This is a genomic window from Nonomuraea antimicrobica, from assembly GCF_039536965.1.
Lineage (GTDB): Bacteria > Actinomycetota > Actinomycetes > Streptosporangiales > Streptosporangiaceae > Nonomuraea > Nonomuraea antimicrobica.
Genome location: NZ_BAAAZP010000104.1, coordinates 21562 through 35405, shown reverse-complemented (window position 1 = coordinate 35405; position 13844 = coordinate 21562). Strand labels below are relative to the sequence as shown.

Below are 13844 nucleotides of genomic sequence, written 5' to 3'. Positions count from 1 at the left end.
TCTTCGGACGTCTGATCGATACCGCCGTTGATGGGCTACGGCTGGCCGCCGTTCTCGATGACGTGGCCCAGGCCGGGGTGGGGGCGCCGGGGTGGCGGGGTGCCGCCGGTGTCCGGGCGGTACTCGAAGTGCCACCACTCGTTGTCGTACAGGCGGTAGAGGTCGTAGCGGGCGCCGTGTTCCTCGAGCCAGCGGGCGCCTTCGTGGGGGCGTACGTCCAGCGCGATGCCCTTGACGTGATTGGACTCCGCCGGCGGCAGGACGAGCATCCGTGCCGAGGCCGGGGAGCCGGAGCGGCGCACCTCCTCGTCGAACATCCGTTGCTGGACAAGGGGATCGCGGTAGCCCGAGGTGAGGCCGATGAGCTGGCCGTGACGCCAGAGCGCCGTGGTGCGCGCCGCGGTGAACGCCGCCGTGGTGCCGTCGGTGAGCCCGGTCAGGTCCTCGGCGGGGAATCGCATCCGTAATGCCCATTGGCAGGCCAGTTCGCGGGCGCGGCCGGGACGGCGGACGTACGCCGCGGGCAGCAGGAGAACCGCGAGCACCAGTGTGACCGCGGCGAACAGCCGATCTCGGGGCCGAGGTGGGATGGTCCGTGGTTCGTTCATGACGAACTACGATTGGTGCCGAATGTGCGCGCGTTGTCCGCCGCATGTCACCGTTTGTCGACGGCGCGACCGTCCGCGCGATCGTCGGCTCGACCGTGACACAACCATGACATGGCGCGGACGGGGCGGGGACACGGCCGGCCGACAGTGGATGGTGTTGACTGGCGGGCGAGTTACGGAGCGTGCTGAGATGCTCGGCAGCGTGTCGCGAGTGTTGTTGATCGAGGATGACCCGGCCGTGCGGGAGGGCCTTGAGCTGGCCCTGACCCGGCACGGGCACCGGGTGCGCGCGGCGGAGTCCGGCGAGCAGGGGCTCGACCGGCTGCGTGCGGACCTGCCCGACGTCGTCGTGCTCGACCTGATGTTGCCCGGCATGGACGGGTTCGAGGTCTGCCGCCGCATCCGGGCCGTCGGGGAGGTGCCGATCATCATGCTGACCGCGCGCGGCGACGACATGGACGTGGTCGCCGGGTTGGAGGCGGGCGCCGACGACTACGTGGTCAAACCGGTGCAACCCAGGGTGCTGGAGGCACGCATCCGCGCGGTCCTCCGGCGGGTCGGCCGGGACCAGGCGGAGCTGGAGCGCTACGGGGACCTGACCATCGACCGGGCCGGGCTGGTGGTCGCCCACCGCGGCGTGCCGGTCAGCCTCGCCCCCACCGAGCTGCGCCTGCTGCTCGAACTCTCCGGCACGCCGGGCCGCGTGCACACCCGCCAGCAGTTGCTGGAGTCGGTGTGGGAGCACGGATACTTCGGCGATTCGCGTCTGGTGGACGCGTGCGTGCAGCGGTTGCGCGCCAAGATCGAGGACGACTCGGCGGCGCCCGTCTACGTGCAGACGGTGCGTGGGTTCGGGTACCGGTTCGGGCCGGTGTGAGCCGCCGATGGCACCTCGGCCGAGCCTGGGGCTGCGTGCCCGGCTGTTGTTCGCGTTCGCGCTGCTGTGTGTGGTCACCGCGGCGGCGGTGGCCGGCGGGATGTACGTCCAGGCCCGCAACGACATCCTGCAGCGGGCCCAGGATCCCGCGCTGCAGGTGATGAGAAGCCGCCTGGAGGCGCTCTTCCCGTTGCGGACTCCGACGCCGGACGCGGCCGAGCTGGGCGAGATCGCCCGCACCGTCGCCGACGGGAACGGCCCAGCGATCGCCGTCTACCGCGAGGCGCACTCGCCGTCCGACCTGGATCCCGGGGTGATTCCGCGGCCGCTGCGGCAGGCGGTTGCCGACGGCGTCATCGCGTGGCAGCGCGTGATGTGGCGGGGCAGGCCCTTCCTGATCATCGGCGCGCCGGTGCTGATCGCCGAAGGGGACCGGCCGACGCGGGCGTCCGGCATCGAGGTCTACGTCGCGCACAGCCTGCATCCCGAACAGCACAGCATCGACCGGCTCGCCACCCGCGCCTGGCTCATCGGCGGGGCGGTCCTGGTGTTCGCGGTCGTCCTCGCGTTGCTGGCCACCCGTGGCGTGCTGCGCCCGGTGCGCGAGCTGGGCCGGGCGGCACACCTGCTGGGCGAGGGCGAGCTGCGGACCAGGATCGCGGTCCGCGGCTCCGACGAGCTGGCCGACCTGGCACGCACGTTCAACAACACCGCCGCGGAGCTGGAACGGCACGTCAAGCAGCTCCGCGAGATGGAGGCCGACGCCCGCCGGTTCGTGGCCGACGTGTCCCACGAGCTGCGCACCCCGCTGGCCGCGCTCGCCGCGGTCGCCGACGTCCTCGACGAGGAGGCGGCCGGGCTGCCCGAGCCCGCCGGCCGGGCCGCCAAGCTGGTCAGCCAGGAGACGCTCAACCTCACCGGGCTGGTGAACGACCTCATCGAGATCAGCAGGTTCGACTCCGGCGTCGCGGCCCTCGCGCTGAACGAGGTCGACGTGGCCGAGCTGGTGCGCGCGACCCTGCGTACCCGGGGCTGGTCGGAGCCGGTGCACACCGAGCTGCCCCCCGCCGTGACGGCCCGGCTGGACCCGCGCCGGGTGGACGTCATCCTCGCGAACCTGGTCGGCAACGCCCTGCGGCACGGCGAGCCACCGGTGTCGGTGAAGCTCTCCGCCGACCCGCACTGGATCGCTCTTGAAGTCCGCGACCACGGACAGGGGCTGGACGAAGCGGTGCTGCCGCACGTGTTCGACCGGTTCTACAAGGCCAACGCGGCCAGGGCCAGGTCCGAGGGCAGCGGCCTCGGCCTCGCCATCGCGCGGGAGAACGCGCGCCTGCACCGAGGCGATCTCACCGTCGCCAACGCCCCGGACGGCGGCGCCGTCTTCACGCTGCGCCTGCCACGCCGGGAACACGATCCGGACGCACAGACCAACACGGGAGGCCCCGAGTGAGGACCGGGCTCGCCCGCCGCGTGCTCGCCGCGGGCCTCATCACACTCGTCGCCGTGACCGGCTGCGGCGTGCGACCCAGCGACGTCATCCGCGTCGGCCCCCCGCCGAGCGGACCCGTCGCGCTGACCACGACGATCACCCTCTACCTCGTGAAGGACGGCCGGCTCAGCGCGGTGACGCGGCCCGGGCCCCGTGGTCGTCCCCTGTTCATGGTGGACACGCTCGCGCTGCTGGCGGCCGGGCCCACCGCGGTGGAACAGGCACGCGGACTGACCACCGACGTCCCGCCCGAAGCCGCCCCGCTCTCGGTGAACGCCGACCCGGCCGGCCACTTGGTGGTGGCCCTGTCCATTCCGGCCGCCGAACTGTCCGCACTCGCCGTCGAGCAGATCGTGTGCACGGCCACCACCACGGCGCCGGGAGGCCCTGTCCAGGTCACGGTCATCGGCGCAGGGCAGAGCGTCGGCCCCCGCAACTGCCCGGAGAGCTGATCAGCGGCCCACAAGGGGTTCGTCGGGCATGATCGAACCATGTGGACCGCGTTGATCTCCGCGTTGCCGGACGAGACGACCTTGCACCCGCCTGCGCCCGAGTCGGCGATCCGTGAGTGCGCGCAACTCCTCGGCCATCGGCTGCCCGACCAGCTCGCCGCGCTGCTGCGCGAGAGCAACGGTGTCGAAGGCGCGTACGGCCTCGGGCTGATCTGGCCGATCGAACGCATCGCCGCCGACAACCTGGCCATCCGCCGGAACGGCGGGTTCGCACCGCTCTTCTACATGCCGTTCGACCCGCTGCTCTTCTTCGCCGACGCCGGCAACGGCGACCAGTTCGCGCTCGTCCCCCACACCGACCGTTCCGACGTGTTCGCCTGGAACCACGAGAACGACAGCCGCACCTGGGTCGCCCCCGGCCTGGCCGAGTATCTCGAGTGGTGGCTGACCGGCCGGATCAAGCTCTAGCGCCTGCCCCGGAAGGGGATCTCCAGCTAGATCCACCCGCTTCCCGGCCGCACAGCGGCCTGGAGCCCGTCCGCCCTGCCGGAAATCGCCGGCGCTGGACACTTGAACGGCGGTTGAGTACTCTTCTGAGAGTCAAATAGATGAGCAGGAGGAAACATGGCAGAACAGGGCGACTTCTCGGCGGAGGCCGCGCTGCACGAGGTGGAGCGCGCGCGGAGCACCGTACGCAGGTCCGGCCGGCGGGGCGCGATCTTCTTTCTGACGCTGTGGCTGATCAGCACCGTCTACTGGCTGGCCGCGCTGCTCGGCCCCGAAGCGGTCCGGGAATACAACGGCCTGTGGGGGCTCCTCATCGTCGGTCTGGTGCTCGGCGCCCGCCTCGCCTTCCGCGCGCGCGTCCACAGCCGGCTGATGTCCCGGATCATCTATCCCGTCACCGGGGCATACGTGGGGACGACCGTGCTCGCGTCGCTCTACAACATGTTCCTGCGTCCGCTGGAGCCCGGGCCGGAGTGGGTGGTGCCCGACGTCCTGGTCGCGCTGGTCGCGGCCGCCCCCCTGCTGTACGGCGCGGTGCGCGTGCACCGCTCCGAGGGTGATCAGTGAGCCACCCCCGGCACGCGCTCGACGAGATCATCCATGCGCCGGTACGACTGTCGATCATGGCCATGCTCGCGGCGGCGGAGACGATCGAGTTCAGCTACCTCAGAGACACGATCGAGGTCAGCGACTCGCTGCTGTCCAAGCACATCACGACGCTGGAGAAGGCGGGCTACGTGCAGGCGAAGAAGGGCTTCGTCGGCAAGCGCCCCCGGACCTGGCTGGCGCTGACCGACGAAGGGCGCGAAGCCTTCCAGCGCTACACCGCCACACTCAGGCAGATCACCGAGGGCACCTGATCCCCCGCCCAGGCATTGGAATCTCTTCCGGCACCTGATTTTTCTCGCGGCCGGGTGTCCATTATTGGGCTGCGCTTCCTGGATACGTTCGGACGGCGGGGATGCGCCTTACGGGAAGGCGTAATTGTCCCCTCGAAGGTCTGCGCGGAGGTCTCCGAGGCAAAGCGGTCAAGCCGGTTCGTTAGGTAAAGAATTGAGTAAAGAATCGCGCGAAGAAGGGTGCGGCGCACGCTCTGTGCCGATCAGGTGTAAGTTGTGCGGAAGAGCCTGCGAGGGCGCGGTGCCGTGACCTACTGCCAGCCAGGGCAACTCATCCCATTTGACGGGAAAATGAAGGTTTGCCGCCCCGGGCTTGACGCAGCGTTAACCCCGGAGACACGACCACTTCATATACTTCCCCCCAATGTCTAAAAAGCTGACATGGATCGCGGGTCCGGCGCTGCTTGCTGTTCTGCTCCTTATCGCCAGCATCGCCGGGCTGAGCGGAGCAGTGGTGCTCAGCCGCGAAGACATGCCCCAGACCCCGCCGGTCGTCGAGTCGATCTCCGGCTCTGGGTCGAGCGCGCAGCAGGGCGCGATGGACGCCTGGCGCGCCGACTTCCAGCGCATCCATCCCGACCTCGAGGTGCAGTACGAGCCCAGCGGCTCGGATGCCGGGATCCGCGACTTCATCACCGGCAAGACCTCGTTCGCCGGGTCCGACGTCGCCATGCGTCCCGACGAGCAGGTACGGGCCGACCGCCGCTGCGGCAGCCGCGCCGTCCACCTGCCCATGGTCGTGGGCCCGATCGCGCTGGCCCACAACCTGCAGTCGGTGCCGAACCTCCGGCTCTCGCCGGCCACCATGAGCGGCATCTTCAGCGGGCGCATCACCAGGTGGGACGCCCCGGAGATCGCCGCCGAGAACCACGGCGCCAGCCTGCCGCACACCGGCATCCGCGTCTTCCACCGCTCGGACGAGTCCGGCACCACCCACAACTTCACCACCTACCTCAAAGCGGCGGGCCGCTGGCCGTACCAGCCGTCCAGGAGGTGGACCGGCACCGGGGAGGGCGTCACGGGCTCCACCGGCGTCACCGAGGCCGTCCAGGACACCACGGACTCCATCGGATACGTCGAGTACGACTTCGCCAGCAACGCCGGCCTGCGTACCGCCCACGTGCGCAACGCCGCCGGCGAGTTCATCCCGCTGTCGCCGCAGAGCGCCACCAGCGCCCTGGAGAGCGCCAGGGTCGTCGGCGGGCACGGCGACCTGGTGCTCCAGTTCGACTACCTGACCAGGACCAAGGGCGCCTACCCGATCGTCCTGGTCACGTACGAGATCACCTGCTCGCGCAACTCCGACCCGCTGGTGCAGGCGTTCCTGCGCTACATGGCCGGGGACGCGGGCCAGTCCAGCCTCGCCCTGTACGGCTACGCGCCGCTCCCGCGCGATCTGCTCGCCCAGGTCCGCACCCAGCTCGGCGTCACGGACTGAACGCCCACACCGCCCGTCCGCCAGGGCTGCGGCGAGCGGGGCGGGGTGGTCAGGTGGGCCGGACGGTCGGCTCCACGAGCCCCTTGACCGGCTTCTCCGTGCCCGGCTTGTTCGGGGGCTCCTGCCGTACCTCGGAGGCGGGCGGGGCCTCGGCCGACACGGGGGCGCCGAAGTCCCCGACGGTCATGACGACCTTGTGGCCGGTCTTGCCGTAGAGGACCTCCAGGTGGCGGACCCGTCCCTGGTCGTCCACGTCCACCGTGCCGGTGATCCCGACCGCCTTGTGATCCGGCGCGTCCTGGAGGGCGAACGTGAACCGGTCGCCGCTCCAGCCGTCCCCGGAGGCCGGGCCCTGCTCGCGTACGTCGGTGGCCGACCGCAGCCGCTGCAGCGCCGCCTGCGGGTCCAGCGGCGTCAGCTTGACCAGGGACACGGCCGGCGGCGCGCTCTCCAGTTCCGCCAGGTTGCGCGGCGCGGCCGTCCACGTCGCGCGCCCGCTCTCCTTCACATAGATCGTGTCGCCGACGAAGCGCGTCTCGGCCCCGTCCTGCCGGATGATGACGCCCACCCGCCGCACCGGGTCGAACGCGCCCTCGAACGTCTTGTCCCCTGACTCGGTGTGGATGCGGTAGCTCTCCTGACCGGTGTTCTCGACCGCGGCGACCACCCTGGCCTGCGCCTGCGCCTGCGCCGAGGACCCGCTCCCGGGCACGACCACCGTGATCGCCGCGACCACCGCCGCTACCGCCACCGCCGCGGCGGCCACAGTGCCGGTCACAGTGCCGGTCACAGTGCCGGTCACAGTGCCGAACGGGACCAGGATCCGGCCCCGGCGGCGGACGGGCGGCGCGGCCACGAGCTGGATGCCCGGCGGCCGGTCCTCGGTCCCCCTGATGAGCAGGGCGCGCATTTCTCGCTCGTCCATGTAAGGCTCCTCCTGCCTGTACGGCTCGTCCTGTCGCTGTCTCACCGGATCCCGCTCCCTTCCTCCTCGGCACGGCCGGCCACCGACTCTCTCGGGAGCAGCCGCCGCATGGCCTCCAGGCCGCGACGCGTGTGGGTCTTGACCGTGCCCACCGAGCAGCCCATCAGGTCGGCGACCTCTGTCTCGGACAGGTCGGCGAAGAACCGCAGCACCAAGGCCGTACGCTGCCTGACCGGCAGCCTGGCCAGGGCCTTGCGGACGTCCTCGGCCACGGCCCCGCCCTCCCCCAGGTCACCGGGGCCGGGCAGGTCGGGCAGCTCGGCCCGCGGGATCTCGCGGCGCCATCGGGCGCGCCACCACGAGCGGTGGGTGTTGACCAGGATCCGGCGCAGGTAGGCGTCGGGCTCGCTGGTGGTGTCCAGCCGGTGCCAGACGTGATAGAGCTTGCCCAGGCAGGACTGTACGAGGTCCTCGGCCGCGTGCCAGTCACCGGTCAGCAGGACCGCCGTCTTCAGGTGGTGGTCACCTCGGTGCCGGACGAAGTCCGCGAAGTCCGCGTCCACCCCGCTCTCCTCTCGTCGGTGGAACTCACCCCTGACACGCTTCGGGCGCCGCCGCACGATGACCGGAAATCCGGAAAAATGCGGCCACGCCGGTAGTGCACCCTGAGAGCGGGGTCGTCAAGCGGGCCTGCCGCCGCGACGCGGCGGCAGGCCCGCGTGACCGTCAGTGGTGGTAGGCGTGGATCACCGCGTGCCCCTTGCCGCGACCGATGATCCACTTGTTGATCGGGGTGGTGACGAGGAACGCGACCAGCAGCGAGAACGCCAGCGCACCCCAGAACAGCAGGGAGGCCAGACCGGCGTCCATCGCGCCGGGGACGGCGAGCATGACGCCGTTGTCGACGATCTCCATGACCAGGATGGACACGGTGTCGGCGGCCAGCGCGAGCCGCAGCCCGGCACGCCAGCCGACGCCCGCCCGGCGGAGGCCGAGCAGCGTGAGCGCGTAGCCGAAGACGAAGGCCAGCGCGACGGCCAGGAGGATGCTGGGCAGGTCGTGCCAGCCCAGCGCGGTGGCGATCGCCAGGCCGAGCACCTCTCCGATGGCGCAGCCGGTCAGGCAGTGCAGCGTCGCCGACACGGCCACACCCCAGGTCGCCTTGGGCGCGTGCCCGTGGCCCTGCTCTTGAGAGGGCCCTTGAGAGTGCTCCTGAGACTGGTGGGAGTGGTCCGGGGAGTGTCCGGCGTGGTGCGTCGGGTCAGACATGGTGCCCTCGAGGTCGTTCCGTCGTAGTTCAACGCCGGTTAACCTATACCCCGCCCCCGTATATCGCCAAATGTCCAGATCAGCGGCGTCGAATCAGCCCGCCGGTCGCAGGGTCACGGGCAGGGACGCCAGCCGCAGCGTCCCCGGGTCCGGCAGGTACGCCGCCTCCCCGGCCGCCTCCATCCCCGGGTAGCGGCGCAGCAGCACGCCCAGCGCGACGCCGGTCTGCACGCGGGCCAGCGACGCGCCCACGCAGAAGTGCGCCCCGTGGCCGAAGCCGAGGTGCGGCGCGGGCTCGCGGGTGAGGTCGAACCGCTCGGGCTCGTCGAACACGCGCGGGTCACGGTTGGCCGAGGCGACCGAGACCGTGACGGGCTCCCCCTTCGGCACGGTCACGCCGCCGATCTCGACGTCCTCCCTGGGGAAGCGGGGGACGGTCATGATCTGCGGGGTGCACCAGCGGGCCAGCTCCTCCACGGCGCGCGGCATGAGGCCGGGGTCGTCGCGCAGCGCGGCGAGCTGGGCGGGGTGGGCCAGCAGGGTGGCCACGGCGTTGGCGATGAGGTTCGCCGGGGTCTGACCGGCCAGGACCAGCAGCCAGACCATGGTGACCAGCTCGTCGTCGGAGAGGCGGTCGCCGTCCTCCTCCGCGACGCGGGCGAGGTCGGAGACCAGGTTGCCGGCGGGCTCGGCCCTGGCCGCGGCGATGGCCGCCCTGGCGCCCTCGATGATCGCCGGGATGGCCGCACCGAACGCCTCGCCGTGGCCCGCCGCGACGGCGACGCCGTACTCGTGCCAGCTCGGGCGGTCGGCGGCGGGGATGCCGACCAGCTCGCAGATCACCTCCATCGGCAGCGGCCGGGAGAAGCCCGCGAGCAGGTCGGCGGGGGTTCGCTCGGGCAGCGCGTCGAGCAGGCGCTCGACGACGGCCTCGATGCGCGGCCCGAACTCGGCCGCCTTGCGCGGCGTGAACGCGGGCGCGACCAGCCTGCGCAGGCGGGTGTGCTCGGAGCCGTTCATCTCGGACATGGTCCGCATGTACGGCCGACAGTGCTCGGGCACGTCGGGGCGCATGAAGCTGCCGGAGTTGATCTCCAGGCGCGGATCGGACAGCACCGCCCGCGCCTCCGCGTGCCGCGTCACGGCCCAGAACGGGCCGAAGCCTGGCGCCAGCAGGCGTACCACCGGGGACTTCTCCCTGGCCGGGGCGTACGCGGCGGGCAGGTCCAGCAGCACCGCGGGGTCGGTCAGGTCGATCTCAGGCACGTCGATCATCAGGCCGGTCTCCGATTTGAATGTTTTTATCATCTGAATGATGAGAGTATCCCGATCAAAGAGCGCACGGCAACGCGCGCGGACGGCCCGGCCCGGCGCGACACCGGCTTCGCATCCCGATGGAACCGAAGAGCGTGGCCGCGCTGTCCAAGCAAGGGGCGACGTTCACGCCGGCGCCCCACCGCTCGCCGCCCACCGGGCGGCCGCGGTGCCGCTGGACAGCCGGCTGACGCCGCGGACGGCCCTTCCCGTCCGAAGGCTCGGACTGGACGTCGCCCCCACCAAGCTCCCGGACGACCCGCCATGGAGCGACCGGAAACCCGCACACACCGGGCCACAGACACCCTCAAAACGCCACCGCACATCCGACCGACGGCCCCGAACAGGCATGGTCATCGCCCCGGTAGGCCAGTGGCGGCGCGGGCACATCGATCTTCCTCGGCCGCCAGGATTCCTGTCCGCCCAGGGACTCTACGCTCAGTATCCGTTTCACTACCTTTAGTAGCAACTGCCTGCCGATCTCCGGAGGAAAAATGCCCACGGAGCCGACGGAAACGCGGCTGAGCCTCGACACCAGCGCCGCCAGGAATCTGGCCACCACCACCAAGACCCGCCCGCAGATGCAGGCCATCAGCTCCCGCTGGCTGCTGCGCATGCTGCCCTGGGTCGACGTGCGCGGCGGCACCTACCGGGTCAACCGGCGGCTGACGCATCGGGCGGGCCGGGGGCGCGTCGGGGTGACGCAGAGCGGGGCCGACGACGTACGCGTGGTCCCGGAGACGCTGCCCGAGATCCCCGCGCTGCGCGGCTTCGGCGACGCCGACGTGCTGGCGGAGATCGCCTCGACGTTCACCGCGCGGGAGTTCGGCCCCGGCGAGATCGTCGCCGAGGCGGGCCGCCCGGTGACGCAGACCTTCGTCATCGCGCACGGCCGCCTCGAACGCCTGGCCACCGGCCCCTACGGCGGTCCCCAGTTCCTGGGGATCATCGCCGACGGCGACCAGTTCGGCGACGAGGTGCTGACGGCGGACGACCCGCGCTGGCCCTGCACGTTCAGGGCCGCGACCGCCTGCACGCTGCTGGTCGCGCCGGGCTGGGAGCTGCGCCGCGTCGCCGACCGCTCCCCCGCGCTGCGCGAGCACCTCGCCCGCCACCTCGAAAGCCTCCGCCGGCCGGTCAACCGGCGCGGCGAGGCGGCGGTGCGGGTCGCGGCCGGTCACACCGGCGAGCCGGTGATCGACGGCACGTTCGTCGACTACGACCTGCACCCCCGCGAGTACGAGCTGGGGGTCGCCCAGACCGTCCTGCGCGTGCACACCCGCGTGGCCGACCTCTACAACGACCCGATGAACCAGATCGAGCAGCAGCTCCGCCTGACCATCCACGAGCTGCGCGAGCGCGAGGAGTGGGAGCTGCTCAACAACCGCGAGTTCGGGCTGCTCCACAACACCGACTACGACCAGCGCATCTACCCCTGGTCGGGCCCGCCGACGCCCGACGACCTCGACGACCTGATCAGCATGCGCCGCAAGACCCGCCTGCTGCTGGCCCATCCCAAGGCCATCGCCGCGTTCTTCCGCGAATGCAACAAACGCGGGCTGGTCGTGGGCAGCGCCGACGTCGACGGGCACGAGGTGCCCGCCTGGCGCGGCATCCCGATCTTCCCGTGCGGCAAGATCCCGATCTCGGGCGCGCGCACCACCTCGATCCTGGCCCTGCGTACGGGCGAGGACGACCAGGGCGTGGTCGGCCTGCACCAGACCGGCATCCCCGAGGAGTACGAACCGGGGCTCAACGTGCGCTTCATGGGCATCGACCCGCAGGCGGTGATGTCGTACCTGGTCAGTGCCTACTTCTCGGTGGCGGTGCTGGTGCCCGACGCGATCGGGATCCTGGAGGACGTCGACGTCGCCGCCCCCCGCTCCTGACCGGCCGACCCAACGAAGAGGTGCCTCATGCCGAACTTCTCCCCCTTTGACACCTCCGCCGCGCCGGTGCCGGCCGGGCCGACCGGGCTGGGGGCGTACACGCTGAGCCTGCGGGCGGCGCTGCAGCCATACCGGCCGCGCTTCGAGGGGTTCGAGGACGGGGACGGGCACGAGGGCAGCGGGCCGCCCGCCTGGAGCGTCACGCTGCCGTCGGTCTCCGGGGGCGAGCGGCGTCACAGCCTGGCGCCGCTGGCCTACCGGGAGCGGGAGTGGGGTGACGGCACGTACCCGCCGCTCTACTGCCCCGAGACCGTCCGGGTGGACGACGACCTCGGCGAGGAGGTCAACCGGCGGCTGGTGGCGTGGGCGGAGCGGACCGGCATCCACGAGGGGCGGATGGAGGAGTTCGCGGCCACCGGGTTCGGGCGGCTGGCGATGCTCGCCCACCCCGACTCCGACGACCCCGACATGGTGCTGATCGCGGCCCAGATGAACGCGGCGTGGTGGGCGGCCGACGACTACTACGCCGACGAGACCGAGCTGGGCGCGGCCCCGACCGAGCTGCCGCCACGCCTGGCCCTGGTCACCTCGGCCATGGACCCGCCGCCGGACGCCGGCGAGTACACCGTCCAGTTGGAGGAGGCCGTCCGCGGCGATCCCGTCCTGGTCGCGCTGCGCTCGGCCACCAGCCACGTGGCCCGCCACTCCAGCCCGGGCCAGGTCATGCGGATCCGCAACATCACCAGCCAGATGTACGTGAGCTGGGCCGCCTACGCCGCCTGGCGCTACCTGGAGACGCCCCCGCCGGTGTGGCGCTACCTCGCCGCCCGCCAGCACGACAGCTTCTACACCTCCATGACGCTCATCGACATCGTCGGCGGCTACGAGCTGCCCGCCGACCTGTTCGGCGAACAGCGCTTCCACACCGCCCTCATGCAGGCGGGCACCGCCAGCGTCCTGGTCAACGACCTGCACTCGGTGGCCAAGGAGGCGGCCGACGAGCTGCCCGACTCCAACGTGATCCTGCTGATCGCGGCCGAGGAGGGCTGCTCCATCCGCGAGGCGACCGAGCGCGCGGTCCACCTGCACAACCACTTCGTACGCGGCTTCGAGCGGAGCCGCCGCGAGCTGTCGGCCCTGCCCTTCCCCGAGCTGAAGCGCTTCCTGCGCGGCGCGCAGGGGTGGATGGCCGGATGCCTCGAATGGCACGGCAGCACCAGCCGCTACCAGTCCTGACCCCGTTCCCACCATCGACAACCGACGCCTAAGGAGTACGCGGTGACCATGACCCCCGTGACCCCCAATGCCGCTCCCGTGCTGAGCAGCCTCTACCAGCAATCCGTGGCCGACTACTGGAACACCGAGGAGAACCCGGTCAACCTGCGCCTGGGCGAGGTGGACGGCCTCTACCACCACCACTACGGCATCGGCGAGGTGGACTGGTCGGTCCTCGACGGCCCCGCCGAGACCAGGGAGAGACGGGTGGTCGACGAGTTGCACCGGCTGGAGACCGCGCAGGCCGAGCTGCTGCTCGCGCACCTCGGCCCGCTGCGTCCCGAGCACCGCGTCATGGACGCCGGGTCGGGCCGGGGCGGCTCCAGCCTGCTGGCCAACGTGCGCTTCGGCTGCCAGGTCGACGGCGTGTCCATCTCCGAGTCGCAGGTGGCCTTCGCCAACCAGCAGGCCAGGGAACGCGGCGTGGAGGACAAGGTGCGCTTCCACTTCCGCAACATGCTCGACACCGGCTTCCCCACGGGCGCCTTCCAGGCCATCTGGAACAACGAGAGCACGATGTACGTCGAGCTGTCGCTGCTGTTCGCCGAGCACTCCAGGCTGCTGCGCCGCGGTGGCCGCTACGTGTGCATCACCGGCTGCTACAACGACGCCTACGGCCTGCCCTCCCGGGCCATCAGCCAGATCAACGCCCACTACATCTGCGACATCCACGCCCGCAGCACGTACTTCAGGGAGATGGCGGCCAACCGGCTCGTCCCGGTCAGCGTGGTGGACCTCACCGCGGCCACCATCCCCTACTGGGAGCTGCGGGCCAGGACGCATCTGGTGACCGGTATCGAGGACGCCTTCCTCGAGGCGTACCGGAGCGGCAGCTTCCAGTACCTGCTGATCGCCGCCGACCGCGTCTGACGCGCTCGCGGCCTGCCCCGTCCCCGCCC

General features: G+C 71.2%; 15 protein-coding genes. 10 read left to right on the top strand and 5 right to left on the bottom strand.

Going from position 1 to position 13844, the window contains the following annotated elements; genetic code table 11:
* Window positions 1-35 precede the first annotated feature (35 nt).
* Window positions 36-608, bottom strand: coding sequence for a D,D-peptidase/D,D-carboxypeptidase VanY-N (vanY-N, locus tag ABD844_RS30345; RefSeq protein ID WP_344885704.1), 573 nt, complete (start codon window positions 606-608; stop codon window positions 36-38).
* Between the two features lie 202 nt (window positions 609-810).
* Between vanY-N and ABD844_RS30340 the strand changes: the two genes are divergently transcribed.
* The 7 genes from ABD844_RS30340 to pstS all read left to right on the top strand — a co-directional run bounded on the left by ABD844_RS30340 (window position 811) and on the right by pstS (window position 6273).
* Window positions 811-1485, top strand: coding sequence for a response regulator (locus ABD844_RS30340; RefSeq protein WP_344885702.1), 675 nt, complete (start codon window positions 811-813; stop codon window positions 1483-1485).
* A 7-nt stretch (window positions 1486-1492) separates the two neighbouring features.
* A complete protein-coding gene (locus ABD844_RS30335; RefSeq protein WP_344885699.1) occupies window positions 1493-2938 on the top strand; it encodes an ATP-binding protein in 1446 nt (481 codons plus the stop codon).
* Window positions 2935-3429: a GerMN domain-containing protein gene (locus tag ABD844_RS30330; RefSeq protein ID WP_344885696.1), complete on the top strand. Its 495-nt coding sequence runs from the start codon at window positions 2935-2937 to the stop codon at window positions 3427-3429. The genes ABD844_RS30335 and ABD844_RS30330 overlap by 4 nt, the downstream gene beginning before the upstream one ends.
* Before the next feature lie 39 nt (window positions 3430-3468).
* Window positions 3469-3897, top strand: a complete 429-nt coding sequence (locus tag ABD844_RS30325; RefSeq protein WP_344885693.1) for an SMI1/KNR4 family protein — start codon at window positions 3469-3471, stop codon at window positions 3895-3897.
* Between the two features lie 156 nt (window positions 3898-4053).
* The gene (locus tag ABD844_RS30320) at window positions 4054-4503 is read left to right on the top strand and encodes a hypothetical protein (protein WP_344885690.1); all 450 of its coding nucleotides are present in this window, start codon (window positions 4054-4056) and stop codon (window positions 4501-4503) included.
* Window positions 4500-4796, top strand: coding sequence for a winged helix-turn-helix domain-containing protein (locus ABD844_RS30315; protein WP_344885687.1), 297 nt, complete (start codon window positions 4500-4502; stop codon window positions 4794-4796). The genes ABD844_RS30320 and ABD844_RS30315 overlap by 4 nt, the downstream gene beginning before the upstream one ends.
* Before the next feature lie 403 nt (window positions 4797-5199).
* A complete protein-coding gene (gene pstS / locus ABD844_RS30310; protein ID WP_344885684.1) occupies window positions 5200-6273 on the top strand; it encodes a phosphate ABC transporter substrate-binding protein PstS in 1074 nt (357 codons plus the stop codon).
* Between the two features lie 49 nt (window positions 6274-6322).
* Here pstS and ABD844_RS30305 read toward each other — a convergent pair whose 3' ends face one another.
* From ABD844_RS30305 to ABD844_RS30290, 4 genes are all read right to left on the bottom strand, one after another.
* Entirely contained in the window at window positions 6323-7198 is an 876-nt protein-coding gene (locus ABD844_RS30305; protein ID WP_344885681.1) for a hypothetical protein, read from the bottom strand.
* A gap of 41 nt (window positions 7199-7239) precedes the next feature.
* Entirely contained in the window at window positions 7240-7761 is a 522-nt protein-coding gene (locus ABD844_RS30300; protein ID WP_344885678.1) for a SigE family RNA polymerase sigma factor, read from the bottom strand.
* 163 nt (window positions 7762-7924) lie between these two features.
* Entirely contained in the window at window positions 7925-8467 is a 543-nt protein-coding gene (locus ABD844_RS30295) for a DUF4396 domain-containing protein (RefSeq protein ID WP_344885675.1), read from the bottom strand.
* A gap of 93 nt (window positions 8468-8560) precedes the next feature.
* Window positions 8561-9775: a cytochrome P450 family protein gene (locus ABD844_RS30290; protein WP_344885672.1), complete on the bottom strand. Its 1215-nt coding sequence runs from the start codon at window positions 9773-9775 to the stop codon at window positions 8561-8563.
* Window positions 9776-10260: 485 nt separating this feature from the next.
* On the opposite strand from ABD844_RS30290, the gene ABD844_RS30285 reads away from it, so the two are divergent.
* From ABD844_RS30285 to ABD844_RS30275, 3 genes are read left to right on the top strand one after another with little or no spacing between them, the layout of a single operon-like run.
* On the top strand, window positions 10261-11670 hold the full coding sequence (locus tag ABD844_RS30285; RefSeq protein WP_425568692.1) for a family 2B encapsulin nanocompartment shell protein: 1410 nt from the start codon (window positions 10261-10263) through the stop codon (window positions 11668-11670).
* Window positions 11671-11697: 27 nt separating this feature from the next.
* A complete protein-coding gene (locus tag ABD844_RS30280; RefSeq protein ID WP_344885666.1) occupies window positions 11698-12906 on the top strand; it encodes a family 2 encapsulin nanocompartment cargo protein terpene cyclase in 1209 nt (402 codons plus the stop codon).
* A 48-nt stretch (window positions 12907-12954) separates the two neighbouring features.
* Window positions 12955-13815, top strand: a complete 861-nt coding sequence (locus tag ABD844_RS30275) for a geranyl diphosphate 2-C-methyltransferase (RefSeq protein WP_344885781.1) — start codon at window positions 12955-12957, stop codon at window positions 13813-13815.
* The last annotated feature ends 29 nt before the right edge of the window (window positions 13816-13844 follow it).